A 23518-nucleotide genomic window follows, 5' to 3' on the forward strand; every position below is an offset into this window, starting at 1 on the left:
TTAAGATTTTTTTAACATTTTATCATTTCCGGGATTGTTGCAATCTTTCGGTATATAACGGGATGGTTTCTTCTATTCTTAGTAGTACTGCTGATAAATTCTTGGCTTTAACAAACGTACGGATATGGGGCTTCATTAAAAATGAAAACTCTATGAATTCTGAAATCCTTTCCACGGGAATTCCGGCTTTCACAAAATAGTCATCATCTACTCTATCCCTTATCCATGCAATATGCTCCTGCAAGTCTTCATATTGATATTTTCGCTTTTGTTTTCTTGCCTTGCCACTTATCAGATCGTAAAGCCCTTGTATATCCAAACTTCCTAAAAGCATAGGAAGCAGAACTTTTTTTACTTCCGCAGGCTTTTCCCTCATTTTTCCTACAGGTTGTGGAAGGCCTACTGCTTCCTGGACCTGTGCAGCTTTGTCAACTTTAGCCACAGTTCTGGAGTCTTTCGATAGGTCTCCTTTTAATTTAACCACACGAACTTCTTCAATTTCCTGAGGAAGCTGAGTTAAAGTAATGGTTAACTGCGAATTGATACCATCAGTAAGAACTCTTTTTGATGCTCTTTCATAGCCTGCTTTTACAAACCTTAATTCATCATTCCTCGAAGCCACAATACTGAATTCCCCGGAAGAATTGCAGAGGACTTTTTGATCTGTTGACATATTGATTACGATTACTGCATTCATACGAATATCATTTTCATCCGTGATGATCCCCGTAACCGTCTGTTGAGAAAGTACAAGGTGAGCTAAAAATAACAAGACAAAGACAAGCTGCCTTCTCATTTCCAATTTATTTTTGAGTTTGCGGGGCTCTGTAAGAAGAAATTCTGGTAAGTACAGCCCGTTGGAATCTCATCAGATCCGTATCGCTGCAATATCCGTATTTCAGAATATTTTTCCTCTCAAAACCACCTGCAAAAACATAATATATAAAATGTTGAATTTGTGATTTTTCTATTTTAAGGTCCGTAAAATACCGCTCCCCTAAGGCCGTAATCAGGTAGTTCATGAAATCTACGTCATCCCATTTGTTTTTTATTTTACCAAAACTAAAGGTCCCTTTCGTCACAGGCTGCACAAATTCTCCCGGCCTTGCTGCCAACACTCTGGGATCAGATTTTTGAGCCATATAAATACCCAGGTCATCAAGAAGCTTTTCAACTTTTTTAGGCTTGTTCAGATTTTTTGAATCTATTTTTAAATCTCCGGTAATCCCTTTTTTTATTTCCACTTCGGCAATCTGAGTAGGAATTCTAATCAAAGAAATATGTAAGGGGGTACTGATGTCTACAACTTTTTTAACAATGCGTTCATACCCCGCTTTTACAAAGCGTAGCTCATCGCCCTGACGCCCCGAAAGCATAAAATGTCCGTCCTGGTTAGTCAGCACTCTTTCATCGGTCCTGATATTGATTACCGTAACATCCTGCATTTCCATATTTTCCTCAGAAGTTACTTTTCCAAATAGGTAACCTTGAGCACTGGTATTGATAAAAAAGAGAAGAGGTAAAAGAGAGAATAGTTTAAGTTTCACTGGCTATTATTTATTAAGCAAAACTAAAGTTATTTTTAAATTTTCCTATAAGTTTAACCACACTTAACGGTTTTAGGATTTTTTTTAGAATTTCTGAATCCCAATTTGTTAAAGACCCTGATGAAATTGTTAAAATTTCACTTAAAATTTAGTTAACTTGCAGTGTTAATTCTCATTCTGAAATGCAAAATTCTTATACAGTTATCAATGCTTCTGCGGGTTCGGGGAAAACCTATGCCCTTGTTCAAAGGCTCTTGATGATCTGTCTTCGTTATCCCAATCAACAACAGTCGATCAGAAATATCCTGGCATTGACTTTCACCAACAAAGCGGCGAATGAAATGAAGGAAAGAATTTTGTCGTGGCTGGGAAGCTTCACCGCCCAGGATTATGCTGAGAATACTGATCTTAAAAATATTCAGAAAGCTTTTGAAGAAGAAGGTATACGCATCACAATTGATGAACTGCATGTTCGAGCCAAAAAATTGCTCGACTATGTCCTGCATAATTATTCAACGTTGAACATCGGGACTATCGACCGTTTCAATTCCCGTCTGGTAAGGAGCTTTTCTTATGAATTGGGATTGGCTAAAAACTTTAATCTCGAAATTGAAGCCGAACCTTTTCTGATTGAAGCGGTAGATAAAATGCTTGATCAGATTGGAGAAAACGATACCATTTCCAATTCGTTCATGGATTATGTGGATTACAGCCTGGAAAATAATGAACGTATCAATCTCAATAAAAGCCTTTACGATTCCGCCAAAGAATTTGTAAAAGATATTCATTACGAAAATCTTAAAAGCAACAGGGAATTTGATGATACCAATTATGAAAATATAAAAAATACGATCCGTAAAGAGATTGTGCTGAATAAAACCCAATCTGCGGAACTTGCTGCCCAATCTATTGAGTTATTTAAATCCAGGAATATTGAGATTGAAGATTTTGCCCAGGGAAAAAACGGGATCGGTGGATTTTTCACAAAGGTTTTAGATTTCTATCAGCAAAAAAGATCAGGATTTCCTTTTCCTACCACACAGGAAGAGTCCGTTGTTAACAATTACAGGAAGGGGGCTGCCTCAAAGTCCAAACATAAAGAATCTGAAATTTTTGAAATTCTGGATCAATTGCTGGACAACAGGATGAAGCTTATACTTCTGTATATTGAAACCCAGAAAAAAGAAAAGATTTTATCTGCTCTTCTTCCATTGAAAGTTAACAAAGATATCCAGGATGAACTAAGAAAAATTGAAGAGGAAAATGATCTGGTCCTGCTTTCAAAATTCAATATTCTTATTAATGAGAATCTTAAAAATGAGCCTTCCTCGTTCATCTATGAAAAGGTGGGATCCCAGTTCCAACATTATTTTTTTGATGAATTTCAGGACACTTCGGAACTGCAGTGGCAGAATTTTATTCCTTTAAGAGATCATAGTGTTTCCATGGAAAACACTTCTTTTACATTAGTTGGAGATCCGAAACAGAGCATCTATCGGTTTCGTGGTGGAGAAAGCAAGCTAATGCTGGACATTATTAATAAAAAGGAAGTTTCACCCAAAGAAGCTGAATTACTTGTTTTAAAAGACAACTGGCGAAGTGCCAAAAATATTGTGAGGTTTAATAATGAACTTTATAGATTCCATGCTGATATTTTAGAAGAAGAGCATAAAAATATTTTCGGTATTGATGCGGAACAAAATCCGAAATCCGATATTGATGGGCGTGTAAAAGTAAGCCTTATTGAAAATCTGACCAACGAAGATTTTTACAACGATACTTCGGAGAGAATGCAACGGGATATCCAGGAATGCCTTGATAATGGATTCACATTTTCTGATATCACCATTCTTTGCCGTGGCAATTTCGATATTTTCAGTTATTCTCAAAAGCTTGGAAATCTGAAAGTAAATTATCGCGGTGATGAAACCAATATCAAGACCATTTCGGAAAAAGGTCTTACACTGGAATTATCCGATACACTGCAAGCCGTTATTGAGTTTTTAAGATGGGAGGCAAATCCTAAAAATAAGCCTAATTTAATTATGATGATGTATCATCTTAATCATTTAGGGAGAATTACGATGCCGGATTTTACACTGGAAATGGATGCCATCCTGAAAATTGATTCTCATGAAGAAATTTTACAATTTATCCGGGATACCTATTCATTGAAACTCAAGCAGGATCATTTTCCAAAATTCAACCTTTACAATTTTGTTGAATATTATGTCAATGAATTTTCCGTTGAAAATAAAGAAACAGATTTTATCCTGAACTTTCTGGAAATGCTCTTTAATTTTACGCAAAATGCGGGAGCCAGTACAAAAGAATTTTTAAAATACTGGGATGAGGAAGCTTCTACCCATAGTATTCAGGCATCGGAAAATATTGATGCCATACAGATCATGACCATTCATAAAGCAAAAGGATTGGAATTTCCCGTGGTTTTTATTCCGATGATGAATAAAAACCGCGATAATGAGTTTACCAATTGGTTTGAAACCAGCAAGGATGAAGTTTTGAAGTCTGTGAATATAAACCAGTTCAGCAAAAATCTGGAAGTATATGATGAGGAGATCGAAAAATTCAACAGGCAAAACTCTTATAAAAATCTTGTTGACAGGTTATGCCTGCAATATGTAGCTACAACCAGACCTGTTGAGCAATTGTTTTTCTATCTGCAAAAGCCTAATAAATCCAGCAATAATCTTGAACTTCTGGAATTTCTTCAAACCAAGAATACAGGAAACACAGATGAGTTTGACGTGTACGATGTATCACCTGAAATGCTGAAAAAGCATTTAAAAGACAGAAGCTCATCCTTTATCACAAAAGACATCCGCAATCTGAAAAATATGGATGAGAACAGTACTTCCATAAAAATTGCGACTCCGTCAAAAAATTATCAGGTCCGGAATGAAAAGGTAAGAATAGGTCTTTTTGTACATGAGCTTTTATCTAAAATCAACACTGAAAAAGATATCGGAAAAGTATTGGAAAGCTATGTTCTTGAGGGCCAGATTACATGGGAAGAAAAAAATGAGATCCAGAAAACATTATTGGAAATCGTTACGACTTATGCCGAATTTTTTGATGAAAAATGGGTGGTTATTAACGAAAAAGATATTATGATTTCTGAAAACGGGGAAAGCAGGATTTACAGACCAGACCGCATTTTAAAAGGTGAGGAAGGGTGTATTATTGTAGATTTTAAGACCGGGGAAGTTTCTGAAAAAAATGACCGGCAGATAGAGACCTATAAACAAGTACTGGAAAGCCTGGGCATGAATGTGACTAAGACACAGCTTATTTATTTATAAATAGTTTCGGCGGAGCCTTTGGCTCCGCCGAAACTATTATTTCTATGAAATATAATTATGCCTCCGCACCCGGATTGAAGACCCTCTGAGCCAGTTCCTGGTCAAAAAGGTACAATGCAGAAGGGTTATCACAAACCATTTTGATTTTGGTAACATATTGAGATGCGCTTGCTTCTTCTTCTACCTGCTCATTAATAAACCACTGTAAGAAAGAAGTTGTTGCAAAATCACCTTCGTCATTTGCATTTTTAACAATGTTGAAAATACTTTTGGTCACTTTTCTTTCGTGTTCTAATGCTTTTTCAAAGATATCGGTGGCATTTTCAAATTCGTGGGGTGGTTTCGGGATTTCTCCGATAATGATTTCTCCACCTACATCATTTAAATAATCAAACATTTTATCTGCATGCATCAACTCTTCTTTGCTTTGAACTCTGAAATAATTGGCAATTCCGTCCAGGTCTTTTCCTGAAAACCATGCAGACATGGAAAGATAATATTGTGCAGCATACTGTTCGTGTGCTATTTGTTCATTAATTAATTTTGCGATTTTTTCACTGACCATAATAAAAAATTTATATTCAAAATTATGGAAATTAAGCCCGAATTCAAAGGATTTAATGAAATTTAATACAAAAAGGGCAGAATTACTTCTGCCCTTCTCACATTAAAAAATCAAAATTACAAACTATTATTTTGCATCCGGAGTTGCTGTATGCATTGCTTTTTTCATTTTTCTGTCTTTCATCATCGCATGTCTCTGCTCCATTTTAGCTTTTTTATCAGCCTGCCATTTGTCATATTGTTCCGGAGTTAAAATTTGTTTCATTTCAGCATCCATTTGTGCTCTTTTCTGTTTCATCTGTTCCATCTTCGCTTCTCTTGCTTCTTTATTTTTATTGAAATCGGCCTTCATTTCTGCTTTTCTTTTTTCATGAAGAGCTTTTATCTTGTCTACCTGTGTTGCGTTCAGGTTTAAATCTTTCTGCATTTGTGCTAAGTGTTCCTGCTCTCTTTGTTGCATTTTTTTCTGCATTTCAGCTCTTTTTGCCTGTTTGTCCTGTGGAGTTTGTTGTGCCATTGCAAAACTTCCCATTACGATTAATGCTAATGCTAAAACTAATTTTTTCATCTTTAAAAATATTTTAATTATTCTTTTTATATCTTTTTGATTCCATAACAAACCAGAAGTTAAATGGAACATTTCATAAAAAATGTTAATTTTAAATAACAAAAGATCAATTCACAAAAAAAGGACAGATTTATAAAAAATCTGCCCTTCACACCACTTAAATATAATATATGAAAATATTAATTCTTTACTAATTTTTGTCTGAATCCTCCGCCTCTGCCTTCATTCCCATTATGCTGTTTTGGAGCATTATTTTTTATTCTTGGAGCGCTTTCGTTTCTTTGTTGTCTGAAACCTCCTTCATTGCCTCGGAATCCGTTATTATCCTGTCTTTTTGAGTTATCTTCTCTTCTTACGTCCTGTCTTCCTCCTCTAAAGCCGCCATCATTCCTAAAGTTACCATTATTTTCTGAATTCCCTCTGAATCCCCCATTATTTCTTACGCCATTATTATCATTATTTCTTACACCATTATTATCTGAATTACGGAACCCGCCGGAATTGTTTCTTACTCCATTATTGCCTTGTCCACGGAAACCATTATTCCCGTTACCATTAGAGCCTCTGAAACCGTCTCCTGAACTTCTTCTTACAATATTCAATGTTGGGTTATCCTGACGGAATCTGCTTCTTTCCACTCTATAAACATGAACATTTACATTTCTGTAACGAGGCATTACTCTAAATCTAGGAGCGTAATATGTTCTCCTGTAGTTCTGGAAATATATTACAGGGCTGTAACCGCGGTAATAATTGTTCTGGAAAACAATGAATATTCTTGGTCCTAAAATTCTTTCCAATGCATAAAACCTGTCATAATACCATCTGTCCGGGTTATATCTGTAAAAATTATTCCAAACAGAAAAAGAGGAATATAAGCTGTTCAGATACAAAATCTGATCTATTTGCCATCTGTTCAATCTGTTTTGTCTGAAAAATACATTCCAGTTGATGGAAATAATACTGTTCCTGTAATCATTATAGTAACTCTGATAATAATCGTCCGGATAATAATCCTGAGGATAATTATAATAGTAATCATCCGGAAAATAATCTCTGTCATCGTCATCACTATAATATCCGTCATCATATTCGTCATTTCCCCAACCATTATTTGGATATTGCTGTGCAAACGATAAAGTCGCCAGACTCAATGCAAATCCCAAAAGTATCTTTTTCATCTCTATAGTCGTTAATTGGTTAATATATAGCAGAATATCTCTATTCTACTTCTTTGATAGGAATACAAAAAAGAAGTTAAATCTTTTGATCAAACTTCTTTTAAAATATCATTAACTAATTGATAATCAAATGTTAAATTTATGATCTTCCGCTATCTTTTATCCAGTTGGCGATTTTTTCATTGAATGAATTTTCATTTTTCAGGTCTTCTAATTTCAGGTGCATTCTGTAACGCCAGTAATGAGGGAAAACAGCGGGATTATTAATCCTTTCATGATCCATATTCTCATTGGTTAATCTTTCATCCGTTGCTAAAAATTCCTGAATGGGGAAAATGGCAAGCATTGCGTCATTGTAAAGATGTTGCTTCATAATGATCTCCGCCAAATGAGAATCCAATTCCTCAGGAGACTTTCCATATTGTATCAGTTGTTGGTTAAAATATTTCTGGGTGAGTGCAGGATCTTCTTTCCACCACTGTCTGAGTGTTGAGCTATCATGTGAAGAAGCGGTTACTACATTCAGGTAGGAAGCATTTTTAGGATTATAAAAAGGAATATTCTCGGAAGGCATACGCTGAACTTTCAGCGCAATGATTGCCAATTCATCCATCACTACAGGTACACAAGCAGGAACAAGGCCTAAATCTTCTCCGCAGATCAACATTTCGGTAGCATTTAAAATTACCGGAAGCTTTTCCATGGCTTTTTCATACCATAAATGGTCCTGTCTTCTGAAGAAATAATCATGGTACAGGTCATAAAGGACCTTCTTTTCCCAGTCAGACAGATATTGATAGGAATCTGTATGATAAACATTAAATCTTGGATGATATACCGTTTCTCCGTTTCTTTCTTCCGTTAAGAACAAAACATTGGCACACAGAGAAATCAATGACTCTTCAATCGGGCCTCGCGGATTTTTCTTAAAGAAGTCGGAAAGTTTTCTTTGGGTATCAAACTCTTCTTTAAAAGAATAGGTTCCATTATGATTATTATGAATAAATTCAAGAGCCTGAGCCTTATTCTCGCCAAAATATTTCCAAAGAATCTGTTCGTTGATGAATGGTTTACAATATCTGTCAAAATTAAACGGAATATGCAGCGCTTTAAATTCATCCAAAACAATCGGAACCGCCGGGTAAAAGTATCCCAAAATACCCTGAGTAGCAGAAATTGGCATTCTCCATATCCTGAAAAATCCTAGAATATGATCAATTCTCATCGCGTCAAAATACTGCTCCAAAGCTTTGAACCTGTTTTTCCACCAACGGTAATCGTCTTCTTTCATGGCTTCCCAATTATAGGTTGGGAATTCCCAGTTCTGACCCAATTCTGTAAATTGATCAGGTGGTGCTCCTGCCTGGAAATCCATCCCGAATAATTCCGGTTCTGCCCAGGCTTCTACCGAATACCTGTAGATGCCGATCGGTAAATCTCCTTTTACAGATACACCTAAACTATGGGTATAATCAATGGCATCTTTTAATTGCTTATGAAGCTGGAACTGTACCCATGCATGCAACATTGAAGCATCATAATCTTTGCTTTTGGGAGAAAAGAACTGCAAAATCTTACCTGCAATATATTTTTTGTGCGTTTTCCATTCATTAAAGTTCGGAGTTTTGTACTTATCTCTTAATACACAAAATGCAGAATAAGGAATCAGCCATTCTTCATTGTCTTTAATAAACTTTTTAAAGCTTCTGTCCCTGTAAATCTTATCTTTTTCAGTGGTAAAAACTGCTTGTAAATATTTCCATTTCGATTCGATCATCTTTTCATAATCAATCAATTCAAGGGCATTAAGTTGTTCTTTATCTGATAAATATTCTTCAACTAAATCCTTAGGTAATGAAAAATCAAGATTCTCTAATGAAATATACTGCGGATGCAGAGCATAGACGGAAACAGCAGCATAAGGATAAGAATCCGTCCATGAATAATTGGCTGTGGTATCATTGATAGGGAGAATTTGAATAATTCCAAGATGGGTTTCTTTGGCCCAATCCGCCAGCTTTTTCATATCTGAAAACTCACCTACTCCAAATCCTTCTTCGCTTCTCAAAGAGAATATTGGAACGGCTACGCCTGCGTCATGATACATCTGATAGGCCTTGAACCTAAAATAATGATTGGAAACAATCTGTAAAACATCTTTTACAGGATTGGCTACCGTAAATCTGTTTTCGCCGGTCTCCACATCAATAATCCGGTTTTCTTTACGATCGTAGATGCAATATTTGTATTGAATAAACTCGTTTTCTGGAATTTCAACAGAGGTTTCCCAGATTCCGAAATCGGTTTGCGAAAGATGGATAGCTTTCTCATAATCCCAATTTCCCAATGAAGCAGTACTTCCAAACAATACAATCTTCCAGTCCGGATTGTAAAGTGGAGCTTCAATTCTGAATAAATGGGTATGCTTTTTTAAAACCGTTATTTTCTCAGGGATAAATTGATTGAGTTTATTATGAAGGATTTTATTGTTCAGATAGTTTTCCGGGAAATTTTTATTATTCCATTCATCAAAAATGACAAACTCCTTATAATTATGAGGGAAATTGAGATGATGCGGAACAAATTCTTCTTTCACTATATTCTCTTTTTCATCAATAAGCTCATATGTATAAGAAATCGATTTTGAAAAATAGTCTACTTCACATTTCCACAAACCGTTTTCGGTATAGAACATTGTGTGGGTTTTGGAAACGGCACCTTCTTCGTTTATGACCAACTTCAGGGACTCACCGACTTTCGTGCTGTAACCTATATTAAAGTATAGTTTCATTTATATTTTTTTATAAAAATACATTTTAATCTCGAAAAATAAAACTTCTTGAATATCAAATATTCATTAAAAAAACCTTCTCAAATACTTGAAAAGGTCATATTTCTTTTAGCAAATTTAAAGATTATTCCGTAACCAGAATTTTCTTGTTCAATACTATTTTTCCTGCTTCATCCGTAATGCTTACAATATAAGCTCCGGTTACAAGATTTTTCAGGTATACCTGTTGATCCAGTGAACCGTTTTTCACAGCTAAGTTTTGGTTCATGACACTTTTACCGGAAATATCAAAAACGGTAAGTTTAAGATTTCCTTTTAAAGTTTTATCATTACCGTTTACATGGATTACTTGTTCATCAACTCTGGTAGGATAAATATCAAGATTGGCAATCGGATTGGCAGCGGTTGCCCTATCATTCACAAAGTATTTACTGGCCAGGTCGTAGATGTGAAGATTCTGTTCTCCCGGAAGTTGTTTTGCCTGTAAAGATTCCAATTCTACTTCGTACAACGGGGACCCTTTCGCACTTGCGATTACAATTTTTCCCCGGGAATTCACTGCTGCGCCATTTACCGAATAATTGTCCGGGATTCCGGCTATTTTTCCAACAAATTTTGCTTTCAATTCTTTTGTTACCACCTTGTAAACATTACCTGAAGCGGAAAAAACATAAAAGTTATTATCCGAATCCGCAATCATATCTCCACCAAAACCGGTTTCAATGGTTGTAAAAGAATTTTTGCCATTCCCTGAATCATCTTTTATGATACCGAGATCATTAACCACATACTGATTATTTTTTTTACTGATCTGAAGAAACTGGGTGCCTGCATTATTAATTGCATATATATTCCCGTCATATCCTGTTGCCATTCTTGTCAAATGGGAATTGATATCACATGAAGTCACTCTGGCTGTCGTATTTTCAACCAATGTGATTTCCTTGGTTTTGGGGTTCAATACATAGATATTAGAAGAAAACATGGGCATATACACCAGATGATTATTAAATGAATCATAAGCAAGTGTTGCCATAGTCATCGACTGGGAATGGTTGTAAGAGGTTTTATCTTCGGCCACCGAAGAGTTTCTTAGCTGTGAAAATACTTTTGGAGAAGTTTCAGCCGTAAAAACTCTTTCCCCGGAAATGCCGTTTACCGGATCTATTGCACGAAAATCACTAAAAACAATACTTGGAGTATCTTTTCCTGTCAGTGCAAAAAAATCTTGCTGTGCCTGAGCATTCATGCTTAATACCAACAAAAATAGAGGGAATAAATGTTTTTTCATAATATGTAGAATTTAGATTCGTAATCATTTTAGTATGACTAAGTTACACAATTTTTGAATTGAATCATAAAAAATTGTGTAATACTACATATAAGCTGTTAAGGGATTCTTCGCTTCTCTCCGAATAAACAAATACCGGATAAAAAAACTCTCACAGATTTTACGGACTCGGCAGATGATTGTATTGTAAATCTGAGTTGCCTGCAAAATCTGCGAGAGAATATATTTTTTAAGAGCTTAGAATTTAATTTAAAACGTAAGTTGTTCCGTCTCTTCCGTCTTTTAATTCAATTCCTTCCGCAAGAAGCTTATCTCTGATCTGATCTGACAGCTCAAAGTTTTTAGACTTTCTTGCCTGGTTTCTTAATTCAATTAAAACTTTTAAAGTCTGATCTAACTTTTCGTTATTATTTTCTTCGATAGTTTGTAATCCCAAAACATCAAAGATAAAGGCATTCAACGTAGATTTTAAATCTTCCAGATCTTTTGTTGAAATAGTTTCTTTTTCATCATTTAAAGCAAAAATGAATTTTACCGCTTCGAATAAATGAGCGATCAGAATTGGTGAGTTAAAATCGTCCGTTAAGGCTTCATAACATTTGTTTTTCCACTCTTCCAGGTTGAATCCGGATTCTTTACTATCATCCGGAGTTATTGAATTCAATACTTTAACCGCTTCCATCAACCTGATGAACCCTTTTTCACTGGCAATCATAGCATCGTTGGAAATATCCAGGACACTTCTGTAATGAGCCTGAAGGAAACAGAAACGTACAATTGAAGGATGGAAAGGTTTTTCAAAGAAATCATTTTCTCCTGTAACCAACTGCATCGGTAAAATATAGTTCCCTGTGGATTTACTCATACGCTGGCTGTTCATTGTCAACATATTCGCATGCATCCAGTAATTTACCGGAGCAGTATCATTGCATGCTTTTCCCTGTGCGATCTCACATTCGTGGTGTGGAAATTTCAAATCCATTCCACCTCCGTGAATGTCAAAATTTTCACCAAGATATTTGGTGCTCATGGCTGTACATTCCAGATGCCATCCCGGGAAACCTTCTCCCCAAGGTGAGTTCCATCTCATAATATGAGCTGGAGATGCTTTTTTCCATAAGGCAAAATCCTGTGGGTTTTTCTTTTCACCCTGGCCGTCCAAATCACGGGTATTCGCAAAAAGCTCTTCAATATTTCGTTTTGAAAGTTCTCCATAGTTCAATCCCCTTTTATTGTATTCAAGGACATCAAAATAAACGGAGCCATTGCTTTCATAAGCAAAACCCCTTTCAATTAATTTTTGAGTCAATTCTATCTGCTCTACGATGTGACCTGTAGCTGTAGGCTCAATATTCGGAGGTAAAAGATTGAACATTTCCAGAACTTTATGAAAATCCACGGTATATTTTTGTACGATTTCCATCGGCTCCAGTTTTTCAAGACGGGTTTGCTTTACGAATCTGTCGTTTTCTACATTCCCGTCATCTGTAAGGTGACCTGCGTCTGTAATATTTCTTACATATCTCACTTTATACCCTAAATGCATCAAGGTACGATAGATAAAGTCGAAAGAAAGGAAAGTCCTTACATTTCCCAAATGCACATTGCTGTACACGGTAGGACCACAAACATACATCCCGACATTGCCTTCTAAAATTGGTTTAAATATTTCTTTTTCCGCTGTAAGCGAATTATATATTTTTAGTTGCATTTTTAGTTTGATTTAATGATTTGAATTTAGTTTTAAATGTAAAAATGTAAAAGTTAATAACATTTAATAAGCTTCTATTATAAAAGATCAAGATCTTTATACTAAGATTTTCAGCAACAACAGATAATGGTTACCAGAAAAATTTTATTTGAAACTTTTTTAAATTTAATCATTATTTAAATTGCTTTTAAGTGATATTGTAAATGATCTATATAATCGTGAATAATGTATTCCAAAGTGAATTTCTGCGGAATAGTTTTTGTGGTATCACAAGTTCTTTTCAACGCTTCATCTGGAATATTTTCAACAGTATGCACAATCTGCAAGTTCAGAAATTTCCATAGATTAATTATATCCGAAGTCGGAACATTCTGATAATTCTGGGCTTTCACCCAAAAATCCTGATCATATACAATATTATCATTTTCTTTGTACTGAGTAATTACAAATCTTCTGATATTGGTTAAAGCACTATCACAAAGATGCCCTAAAATTTCTTTCTTTGACCATTTCTCAGGTGAAATTTTATATGACCAATCTTCTTCAGAAAGGTTTTCAAATCTCTGAAGTTCCGCAAAAATAATATTTTTTAGAATCTGGTAATTCATTCTGCTTTCAATTTAGTCAAATTTTGCATGACTTCCCACATAATGCAGGAATTCCTGTCTCGTAATCGGATTTGTCCTGAAAATACCACTTAGTTCCGCAGTAATGGTAGAACTTGCCGTATCTTTTATTCCTCTGCAGTTGACACAAAGGTGTTTGGCATCAATAATACAGGCTACATCTTTTGTTCCTAAGGCTTCTTTAAGCGCATCTACAATCTGCATAGTCAGTCTTTCCTGAACCTGGGGTCTTTTTGCATAGTAATCAACAATTCTATTGATTTTGGAAAGACCAATCACTTCACCGTTTGAGATATAAGCAACATGCGCTTTTCCGATAATCGGCAAAAAATGATGTTCACAGAAAGAATACACGGTGATATCTTTCTCCACCAACATCTGGCGGTATTTGTATTTATTAGAAAAAGTAGAAATTCCGGGTTTATTTTCAGGAAGCAATCCTCCGAAAATTTCATTGACATACATTTTGGCCACACGTTTCGGAGAATCTTTCAACGAATCATCTGTCATATCCATTCCTAAAGTATACATGATTTCTCCAAAAAGTTCCGTAATCTTCTCTATTTTTTCCTCTGGCGATTTATCAAAAGCATCTTTACGTATAGGCGTATGTTCTTTTCCGGTGAAAATATCATCGTCGTTATCAGTAAAATCAACCATTTTTATTTAATTTGCAGCAAAAATACGGAAATATCCGTTCGTGTATTTTAATTTGAGTCAAAAACATTATCTTTCACCTTCCATTTCTGTAAATCTATGATTATTGTTGAAGAAGTACAAAATGAAAAACAAAAAAAGGAATTTTTAGAATTCCCCCGCAGACTTTATCAACGCGACAAAAATTACATCAGGCCTTTAGACAAGGATATCGAAGCTATTTTTAATCCCGAAAAGAATAAGTTCTTCAGAAACGGAGAATGCCAAAGATTTTTGTTTAAAAATAAAAAAAATGAAACCGTAGGAAAAGTAGCCGTTTTCGTAAATAAACTGTATACACAGAAACAGCCTACGGGCGGGATAGGTTTTTTCGACTGTATTAATGATCAGGAAACCGCCAATTTCATTTTCGATTACTGCAAACAATGGCTTAAGGCAAGAGGAATGGAAGCTATGGATGGCCCTATTAATTTTGGTGAGCGTGACAAATTCTGGGGATTACTTATTGAAGGATTCATAGAACCTTTATACGGAATGAATTATAATTTTCCTTATTACGTGGATCTCTTTGAAAATTATGGTTTTAAAATTTACTTTGAGCAGCTCTGTTTTTCCCGGCCCGTTTTCGGAGAAGTATCCCGTGTTTTTACATTGATGCACCAAAAACATAAGAGAAACCCTGCGATTTCTGCACTTCCCATGAAAAAAAATAATCTCGAAAAATTCGCCAGAGATTTCACTGAAATTTACAATAAAGCCTGGGCAGCACACGGAGAAGGAAAACAAATGGAAGAAATGAAGGTCCTGAAAATGTTCAAAACAATGAAGCCTATCATTAATGAACATATTTCCTGGTTTATTTATGAAAATGAAAAGCCTATTGCCATGTGGATGAATCTCCCCGACCTGAACCAATGGTTTAAATATTTGAATGGCAAATTCGGCCCCATAGAAAAGCTTAAATTCCTGTGGTATAAAAAGTTTAGGAAGAATGAAAAAATGGTGGGGCTTGTTTTCGGCGTTATTCCGGAATGGCAGAAAAAAGGGATTGACGGTTATATGATCTGGGAAGGAACGCAACATCTGAGAAAACATACCGATTTCACGATGACCGAACTTCAATGGATCGGCGATTTTAATCCTAAAATGATCAAAATTGCAGAAAACCTTGATACTACCGTAACCAGAAAGTTAGCTACATACAGATATCTGTTTGACAGGAATAAAACTTTTGAAAGACATCCTGTTTTATAAATGTTCTCAACCTGTCGCAAATCACGTCTGTTAACATCTAAAAATCAATAACTTTTTATTACTTTTTATAGAATTTTAATAATTATTGTTTTAAAAAATTATATTTTTGAGTAATATTTGTATTGAATTAAATTGAAGCCTTTAAAATGAAAAAATTAATTACTAGTATTTTTGTAATATCCTTTGTTGCTCTAAATGCTCAAACCGGAATGCTTATGGGTAAAACTGATATTGCGGAGGGAAGTGCATTTTCTAATAGAATCAGGTCTGAGAATTCTGGTGGAACTTTAACATATGATGACATTATTGGTTCTCCTTATCTGAATAAAATGTTTGCAGATGCAAAGATTGCAGAAAATTATGAAAAAGTTTCTGTAAGATATAATAGTTATGCTGATCAGGTTGAATTTGAAAGAGACGGACAAACATTGGTACTTCCAAAGGAATCCAAATTTTCCAGAATAGAAATTTTATCGCCTAAACAAACTATTGTTTTATTAGAGACTAATGATGAATTCAGCGGTTATTTCTTTGAGGTAGCAGCAGGTCCTAAATATTCTCTCTATAAAAAACTTAAAACTAAATTTGTGGACGCAGTTCCTGCTAACAGCTCTTATACAAGTGATAAGCCTGCCAACTTCAAGTTATTAGATCCTGTTTATTATATTAAGACTGATAAAGGGTTTATTAAGAAACCAAGAAATCAAAAAGACCTCATTTCTCAGCTTCCTGAGTTGAAAGATTCTCTTACAGAGTTTTTTAAGTCTAACAAAATAAAATTTGATAAAGAAGAAGATTTAGTAAAATTAGTGAAGTTCTTGAATCAATAAAAATAAAGCCTTGTAAAGTTTACAAGGCTTTTTTATTAAAATAATTCTCCGGCCACTTTCTTAATATTATCACTTTTTCCCATAGAGTAAAAATGCAATACCGGTACTCCGAAATCAAGGAGTTCTTTGCACTGAGTAATCGCCCACTCTATTCCGATTTCCTTTACAGCTTCATTATTTTTTGCTTTTTCCACTTCATTGATTAATTCTTCAGGTAAATCAATTTTAAAAACCTGTGGAAGTAATTTTAAGTGTTTTTTAGTGGCAATAGGTTTGATTCCGGGAATAATAGGAATGGTAATGCCCATTTCTCTGGCTTTTTGTACAAACTCAATGAATCTTTTATTATCAAAAAACATTTGGGTTACAATATAATCTGCTCCTGCATCCACTTTTTCTTTCAGCCATTTCAGGTCATAGTTCATGGATGGAGCCTCAATATGCTTTTCAGGATATCCGGCTACTCCAATGCAGAATTTATTATGTTCATCACAAATCTGGTCATCATCATGAAGGTACTTACCACGTCCTAAATTATTGATCTGATGCACCAGATCCATTGCACTTGCATGTCCTCCGGGAGTAGGCTCGAAATATTGGTGGCCCTTCATGGCATCACCTCTCAGGGCCATTACATTATCAATTCCAAGATACATACAATCTACCAGAAGGTATTCTGTTTCTTCTTTGGTAAAGCCACCGCAAAGTAAGTGTGGAACGGTATCCACATTATATTTATGCTGAATGGCAGCACAAATTCCCAATGTTCCGGGACGCATTCTGGTGATCCGGCGTTCCATCAAGCCATTTCCCTTATCTATGTAAATGTATTCTTCTCTGGAAGTGGTAACGTCAATGAATGGAGGTTTGAACTCCATCAGCGGATCAATGTTCCGGTATAGGTCTTCAATCCCGATTCCTTTTTGTGGTGGAACTACTTCTAACGAGAATAAAGTTTTTCCATTTGCCTTTTTTATATGTTCAGTAATCTTCATTTTATATTTTAGTTGTTAATCGACAGTTATCTGGTTGATAGTTTTGACTGCAAATAATCCGCAACCAGATAAACTATCCACCGCAGACTTCATTACGCTAAATTTGGAGAAAGCCATTTTTTCGCTTCCTCAATACTGCATCCTCTTCTTGCAGCATAATCTTTCAGTTGATCTTCTGTAATTTTTCCAAGCCCGAAATATTTGGCGTGCGGACTCCCGAAATAATACCCGGAAACCGAAGCCGTGGGGAACATCGCCAAACTTTCAGTAAGGAAAACCCCTATATTTTCTTCCACTTTCAACAGATCCCAAATGGTTTTCTTTTCCAGATGGTCAGGACAAGCCGGATATCCCGGAGCCGGACGGATTCCTTTATATTTTTCAGCAATCAGTTCTTCGTTGCTTAAATTCTCCTGGTTAGCATATCCCCAATATTGGGTTCTCACCTTTTTATGTAAAAATTCAGCAAAAGCTTCTGCAAACCTGTCCGCAAGAGCTTTTACCATAATTGCATTGTAGTCATCATTTGCTTTTTCGTATTCAGCAGCAAGTTCATCGGTTCCGAAGCCTGCAGTCACACAGAAAACACCCACATAATCAGTTTTTCCTGAACTTTGTGGAGCAATAAAATCACTTAAAGCCAAATATTCTTTGCCTTTTGATCTCTGAGCCTGCTGTCTTAGTGTTAAAAATTTAACCTTTTCTTTATCATGTTCATCATAAACAAGAATATCATCGGTGTCATTGGAATTGGCTTTAAAAATTCCGAAAATAGCTTTTGCAGTTAATAGTTTTTCATCAAGAATTTTTTTAAGAATCACCTGTGCATCTTTGAATAATTCTTTTGCCTGTATTCCAACTATCTCATCTTCCAAAATATTCGGATATTTTCCATGCAGGTCCCAGCTTCTGAAAAACGGTGACCAGTCAATAAAAGGCAACAGCTCTCTCAAATCCTGATCTTCAATAACAGTTATTCCCAGCTGATTTGGAGTGAAAATTTCTTCGTTTTGCCAATCAATTGTAAATTTGTCTTTTCTGGCATCTTCAATGGCAACATAATCTTTATCAACCTGCCTGTTCAAAAACTTTTCCCGGAAATCAGAATAATCATTTTTTAAGTTCTCAACATATTCTTTATTTCTGTCTCCTAATAATGAGCTCACCACGTTTACCGCTCTCGACGCATCATTCACATGAACTACCGCATTTTTGTATTTCAAATCGATTTTTACGGCGGTATGTGCTTTTGAAGTCGTTGCCCCTCCTATTAACAATGGAAAGTCAAGATTTTGTCTTTCCAGTTCGGAGGCGATATAAACCATTTCATCTAGACTTGGAGTAATCAGGCCGCTTAATCCGATGACATCCACTTTTTCTTCAATAGCCGTCTGAATAATTTTTTCGGCAGGAACCATCACACCCAGGTCAACAATTTCATAATTATTGCATCCCAGAACCACACTCACAATATTTTTACCAATATCGTGAACATCTCCTTTTACCGTTGCCATTAATATTTTCCCATTAGCCGGTTTTGTGCCGTCTTTTTCCGCTTCAATGAACGGCTGTAAGTAAGCAACCGCTTTTTTCATTACCCTTGCCGATTTTACTACTTGTGGAAGGAACATTTTCCCACTGCCGAACAAATCTCCGACAACACCCATTCCGGTCATCAAATTGATTTCAATAACATGTAAGGGTTTTGCCGCCTGTTGCCTTGCTTCTTCAACATCTTCTTCGATAAAACGATCGATACCTTTTACCAACGCATGAGTGATTCTTTCCTGTAACGGATGGTTTCTCCACTCCAAATCCTCAACTTTTTCCTTTTTAACGGATTTGTGTTTCTCGGAATAGTCTAAAAGCCGTTCTGTAGCATCTTCTCTTTTATCAAGAATAACATCTTCTACAAGTTCCAGAAGCTCTTTATTAATTTCATCATAAACCTCCAACATCGCCGGGTTTACAATTCCCATATTCATTCCCGCCTGAATGGCATGATAAAGAAATACCGAGTGCATCGCTTCTCTCACCGTATCATTTCCACGGAACGAAAATGAAACGTTGCTTACTCCTCCACTCACCGATGCATACGGAAGATTTTGGCGAACCCATCTCGTTGCTTCAATGAAATCGATAGCATTTCTTCGGTGTTCATCCATTCCTGTTGCAACGGGGAAAATATTTAGATCGAAAATAATGTCTTCGGCAGGGAAATTCAGCTGATTAACTAAAATATCATAAGAACGTTTTGAAATCTCAATTCTACGTTCATACGTGTCGGCTTGTCCTACTTCATCGAAGGCCATGACGATCACAGCTGCTCCATATCTTTTAATGGCTTTTGCTTGCTTGATGAATTCTTCTTCGCCTCCTTTCAAGCTTATGGAGTTGACTACACATTTTCCTTGTGCTACCTGAAGCCCGGCTTCCAGAATCTCCCATTTTGAAGAATCCACCATGATAGGGATTCTTGCGATATCCGGTTCGGAAGCAATAAGGTTCAGGAATTTAATCATGGAAGCTTTTCCATCAATTAAGCCATCATCAAAATTAACATCGAGAATCTGTGCCCCACCTTCAACCTGATGGCGGGCAATATCTAATGCTTCAGCAAATTTTTCTTCTTTTATTAATCTTAAAAATTTCTTGGACCCGGCCACATTGGTTCTTTCACCAACATTAATAAAATTACTCTCCGGTGTTATGATAAGAGGCTCAAGCCCCGATAATCTTAAATATCTCATTCGGTTTTTATTCTTCTAAAATGTAATATGCATTGTTTGCATTTTGCTTAAGCAAATCCACATGTTTGCCTAAAGCTGTTAAAATGGGAAATCTTTTATACGCCAGATTATGTTCTTTTGCGAACTTTTCGATCTCATCTGTAATTTCATTATAATACAGATAGCTGTAATTAGGAAATAAATGGTGGGCAACATGAAAATTGAAATTTCCCAAAACATTTCTCACCAACCAATTATTTTCCTTTAAATCATTCGTCACTTCAAACTGGTGTTGAAGCCAGCTGAAAGGCAGTCCGTTTTTTTCATCCAATTTCGGAAAAGCATTATCAGGAAGCGGATGTAAAGGCAATAAAACAAACAGCGCAAAAATACTTGCGGCAATCACCTGTAAAAACCAAGCTCCCAGAGCGAGTCCAACTGATACTTTAAAAAACAGAACAGGAACTACAATCTGATAAAAGAAATAAAATAATTTGTAACCTATCATTTTCACTTTTTCTATAGTGGGAATGGAACCCTGGGTTTTTAAAATCACTCTTTCATTATCAAAAAAATCCCTGAAATCCCTGATGAACATCCAATTGAATAAATATAAAGGATATACCAAAAAGAAAAACTTATGCTGGTATTTTTGAATTCCTTTTGCTTTGATCCATGGAATAATTAAAAGTAAACCACTTTGTTCAATATCCGTATCCCACCCATCCACATTCGGGTAAGCATGATGGCTTGCAATATGTCTTTTTTTCCAGATGTAGGAATTGGCTCCCACAAAATCAAAAATCTGCAATACCAGCCCATTCAATCTTTTGCTTTTATAAATATTATTATGGGCAGCCTCATGAATGAGATTCAGATAAATCAGAACCAATGAAATGCCCATTAATACAAAACTGAGGATATAGACCCCTGGCTTATCTGCATTAAAAACGGCAAAGAAATATAAACCAAAATAAACCAAAGGCAAAATGATTGCTTTGATCTGGATATAAATATCCCTATTCTCGGGAATTGCTTCTACTCGCTGGTTCACTTTCTTTCTTAGTTCATTAAATAATTTTACATCATCTGAATTTTTTAAGTAACTCGGCTTTTCCATTATTATTAAATTTTGTGGTTTATTTAAAGATAATATTTATAACCTTGTCCTCATATCCTGTTTTAATTAAAAAAATCTATCAAATCAGACAAATTCCTTCAATTTTCTTGGCTGATAATTCTGCACCAGATCTGAAATTGCTTTTATATGATCCGGCGTTGTTCCGCAACAGCCTCCAATAATATTGATCAATCCTTTTTCAACATATTCTTTAATCTGCTCCGCCATAAATTCCGGGGTCTCATCATATTTTCCAAAAGCATTAGGTAAACCCGCATTCGGATATGCTGAAACATAAAATTGCGAATTATGAGCCAGTGTTTCCAGATAAGGTGTCAATTGATTGGCTCCCAACGCACAGTTGAACCCCACACTTAAAAGGTTCAAATGGGAAATGGAAATTAAAAAAGCTTCTGCAGTCTGTCCACTCAAGGTTCTTCCTGAAGCATCGGTAATTGTTCCTGAAACCATGATCGGAATTTTAATCCCCCTTTCATCCTGAATTTCATCAATGGCAAACAAAGCTGCTTTTGCATTCAGAGTATCAAAAATTGTTTCCACCAACAAAATATCTGATCCTCCGTCTAACAGTGCTTCAGCTTGTTGTTTATAGGCAATTCTCAATTCGTCAAAAGTAATGGCCCTGTAACCCGGGTCATTGACATCAGGGCTTAGACTTGCCGTTTTATTGGTAGGTCCGATAGATCCTGCCACAAACCTCGGCTTATCCGGATTTTTGGCAGTGTATTCATCACAGGCTTTTCTGGCAATTTTTGCAGATTCATAATTCAGTTCGTATACTAAATCTTCCATGTAGTAATCTGCCATTGCAATGGTAGTTCCGGAGAAAGTATTCGTTTCAATGATGTCTGCTCCTGCTTCCAGGTATTTTTTATGAACTTCTTCAATAGCTTGAGGCTGCGTTAAAGAAAGTAAATCATTATTTCCTTTCACAGGATGTTCCCAATCTTTGAAACGCTCTCCACGATAGTCTTCTTCCTCGAATTTGTATCGCTGAAGCATCGTTCCCATCGCTCCGTCAAGAATTAAAATTCTTTCGGATAATGCTTTGTATAATTGTTCTGAATTTTTCATTTTTTATTTTGATTTGAGAGCCTTGTCAAGGTTTTAAACCTTGACAAGGCTCATTGTTAATCTAATGCCTGTCTTAAATCTGCGATGATATCTTCTACATTTTCCAAACCAACGGAGCAGCGAACCAAACCAGCTGTAATTCCTACTTCATTTCTTTCTTCTTCCGTTAACTTTGAATGTGTTGTTGAGGCCGGATGGGTTACGATCGTTCTTGTATCACCCAGATTGGCAGAAAGAGAACACATTTTGATGTTATCTAAAAATTTTCTTCCGCCTTCAATTCCTCCTTTGATTTCAAAAGCAACAATATTTCCACCTAATTTCATCTGCTTCTTTGCAATTTCATAGCTTGGATGAGACGGTAGGAACGGATATTTCGTCAGTTCTACATTCGGATGACTCTCTAAAAATTCGGCAACTTTTAAAGCGTTTTCACAATGCTTTTCAACTCGTATGGCCAATGTTTCCAAACTTTTTGATAAAACCCATGCATTGAAAGGGGACATTGCAGGACCTGTGTTTCTTGCAAAAAGATAAATTTCTCTTATCAGATCTGCTTTTCCTACTGCCACACCTCCTAAAACCCTTCCTTGCCCGTCAATCAGCTTTGTTGCGGAATGTACAACAATATCTGCACCATATTTTATAGGCTGTTGAAGATAAGGTGTTGCAAAACAGTTGTCTACAATAAAGATCAGATTATGTTTCTTAGCAATCTGCCCGAAAAACTCAAGGTCTAAGATCTCAATTGCCGGATTGGTGGGGGTTTCAAGATATAAGATTTTAGTATTTGTCTGAATGTATTGTTCAACATTTTGTGCATCTTCGGCTTTGAAATATGTTGTTTCGATATTCCATTTTGGGAAATATTTGGTAAACAACGTGTGGGTTGATCCGAAAACCGACTGACAGCTTACAATATGATCTCCTGCATTCAATAAGGTGGCAAAAGTTGAGTAGATGGCAGCCATTCCTGTTGCAAAAGCATATCCTGCTTCCGCACCTTCCATTTTAGCAATCTTATCGGTGAACTCCGTTACATTAGGATTGGAAAAACGGCTGTACAAATTTTTAGGCTTTTCTTCAGCAAAACTCGCCCTCATATCCTCAGCATCCTGAAAAATAAAGCTGGATGTAAGATACAACGGTGTAGAGTGCTCATCAAACTGGGTTCTTTCAGTTTGCGTTCTTATTGCCAATGTTTCAAAATTTTCCATATAGTTTTAATTTGATAAT

Annotated in this window: 18 protein-coding genes; 3 read left to right on the forward strand and 15 right to left on the reverse strand. The window is 35.9% G+C overall.

Annotation, left to right across the window (positions count from 1 at the left end; translation table 11 throughout):
• Window positions 1–22: 22 nt before the first annotated feature.
• A complete protein-coding gene (locus BCF58_RS12400; protein ID WP_121462150.1) occupies window positions 23–796 on the reverse strand; it encodes a carboxypeptidase regulatory-like domain-containing protein in 774 nt (257 codons plus the stop codon).
• 7 nt (window positions 797–803) lie between these two features.
• Window positions 804–1547, reverse strand: coding sequence for a hypothetical protein (locus BCF58_RS12405; protein ID WP_121462151.1), 744 nt, complete (start codon window positions 1545–1547; stop codon window positions 804–806).
• A gap of 182 nt (window positions 1548–1729) precedes the next feature.
• Between BCF58_RS12405 and BCF58_RS12410 the strand changes: the two genes are divergently transcribed.
• Complete coding sequence (locus BCF58_RS12410; protein ID WP_121462152.1) at window positions 1730–4870, forward strand: UvrD-helicase domain-containing protein; 3141 nt, start codon at window positions 1730–1732, stop codon at window positions 4868–4870.
• 55 nt (window positions 4871–4925) lie between these two features.
• Here the strand turns inward: BCF58_RS12410 and BCF58_RS12415 are convergent, their stop codons facing one another.
• The 8 genes from BCF58_RS12415 to folE form a co-directional block, all read right to left on the reverse strand.
• Entirely contained in the window at window positions 4926–5435 is a 510-nt protein-coding gene (locus tag BCF58_RS12415) for a ferritin (RefSeq protein ID WP_121462153.1), read from the reverse strand.
• 126 nt (window positions 5436–5561) lie between these two features.
• Window positions 5562–6002 (reverse strand): hypothetical protein, encoded by a 441-nt coding sequence (locus tag BCF58_RS12420; protein ID WP_121462891.1) that lies wholly within the window; start codon window positions 6000–6002, stop codon window positions 5562–5564.
• A gap of 179 nt (window positions 6003–6181) precedes the next feature.
• A complete protein-coding gene (locus tag BCF58_RS12425) occupies window positions 6182–7183 on the reverse strand; it encodes a hypothetical protein (protein WP_121462154.1) in 1002 nt (333 codons plus the stop codon).
• A 139-nt stretch (window positions 7184–7322) separates the two neighbouring features.
• Window positions 7323–9974, reverse strand: a complete 2652-nt coding sequence (locus BCF58_RS12430; protein WP_121462155.1) for a 4-alpha-glucanotransferase — start codon at window positions 9972–9974, stop codon at window positions 7323–7325.
• Between the two features lie 124 nt (window positions 9975–10098).
• A complete protein-coding gene (locus BCF58_RS12435) occupies window positions 10099–11265 on the reverse strand; it encodes a T9SS type A sorting domain-containing protein (RefSeq protein WP_121462156.1) in 1167 nt (388 codons plus the stop codon).
• Window positions 11266–11509: 244 nt separating this feature from the next.
• Complete coding sequence (gene cysS, locus BCF58_RS12440) at window positions 11510–12976, reverse strand: cysteine--tRNA ligase (protein ID WP_121462157.1); 1467 nt, start codon at window positions 12974–12976, stop codon at window positions 11510–11512.
• 176 nt (window positions 12977–13152) lie between these two features.
• Complete coding sequence (locus BCF58_RS12445; protein WP_121462158.1) at window positions 13153–13584, reverse strand: DinB family protein; 432 nt, start codon at window positions 13582–13584, stop codon at window positions 13153–13155.
• A 12-nt stretch (window positions 13585–13596) separates the two neighbouring features.
• Window positions 13597–14262 (reverse strand): GTP cyclohydrolase I FolE, encoded by a 666-nt coding sequence (gene folE, locus BCF58_RS12450; protein WP_121462159.1) that lies wholly within the window; start codon window positions 14260–14262, stop codon window positions 13597–13599.
• 96 nt (window positions 14263–14358) lie between these two features.
• Between folE and BCF58_RS12455 the strand changes: the two genes are divergently transcribed.
• On the forward strand, window positions 14359–15513 hold the full coding sequence (locus BCF58_RS12455; protein ID WP_121462160.1) for a hypothetical protein: 1155 nt from the start codon (window positions 14359–14361) through the stop codon (window positions 15511–15513).
• Between the two features lie 146 nt (window positions 15514–15659).
• Complete coding sequence (locus BCF58_RS12460; protein ID WP_121462161.1) at window positions 15660–16343, forward strand: hypothetical protein; 684 nt, start codon at window positions 15660–15662, stop codon at window positions 16341–16343.
• A 35-nt stretch (window positions 16344–16378) separates the two neighbouring features.
• Here BCF58_RS12460 and metF read toward each other — a convergent pair whose 3' ends face one another.
• From metF to BCF58_RS12485, 5 genes are all read right to left on the reverse strand, one after another.
• The gene (gene metF, locus BCF58_RS12465; protein ID WP_121462162.1) at window positions 16379–17338 is read right to left on the reverse strand and encodes a methylenetetrahydrofolate reductase [NAD(P)H]; all 960 of its coding nucleotides are present in this window, start codon (window positions 17336–17338) and stop codon (window positions 16379–16381) included.
• Window positions 17339–17430: 92 nt separating this feature from the next.
• Window positions 17431–20088, reverse strand: coding sequence for a methionine synthase (metH, locus tag BCF58_RS12470; protein WP_121462163.1), 2658 nt, complete (start codon window positions 20086–20088; stop codon window positions 17431–17433).
• A 7-nt stretch (window positions 20089–20095) separates the two neighbouring features.
• On the reverse strand, window positions 20096–21187 hold the full coding sequence (locus BCF58_RS12475) for a fatty acid desaturase family protein (RefSeq protein ID WP_121462164.1): 1092 nt from the start codon (window positions 21185–21187) through the stop codon (window positions 20096–20098).
• 84 nt (window positions 21188–21271) lie between these two features.
• Window positions 21272–22282: a homocysteine S-methyltransferase family protein gene (locus tag BCF58_RS12480; protein ID WP_121462165.1), complete on the reverse strand. Its 1011-nt coding sequence runs from the start codon at window positions 22280–22282 to the stop codon at window positions 21272–21274.
• Between the two features lie 56 nt (window positions 22283–22338).
• Entirely contained in the window at window positions 22339–23499 is a 1161-nt protein-coding gene (locus BCF58_RS12485; RefSeq protein ID WP_121462166.1) for an O-succinylhomoserine sulfhydrylase, read from the reverse strand.
• Between the last annotated feature and the right edge of the window lie 19 nt (window positions 23500–23518).

The organism is Chryseobacterium defluvii (genome assembly GCF_003634775.1).
Lineage (GTDB): Bacteria > Bacteroidota > Bacteroidia > Flavobacteriales > Weeksellaceae > Chryseobacterium > Chryseobacterium defluvii.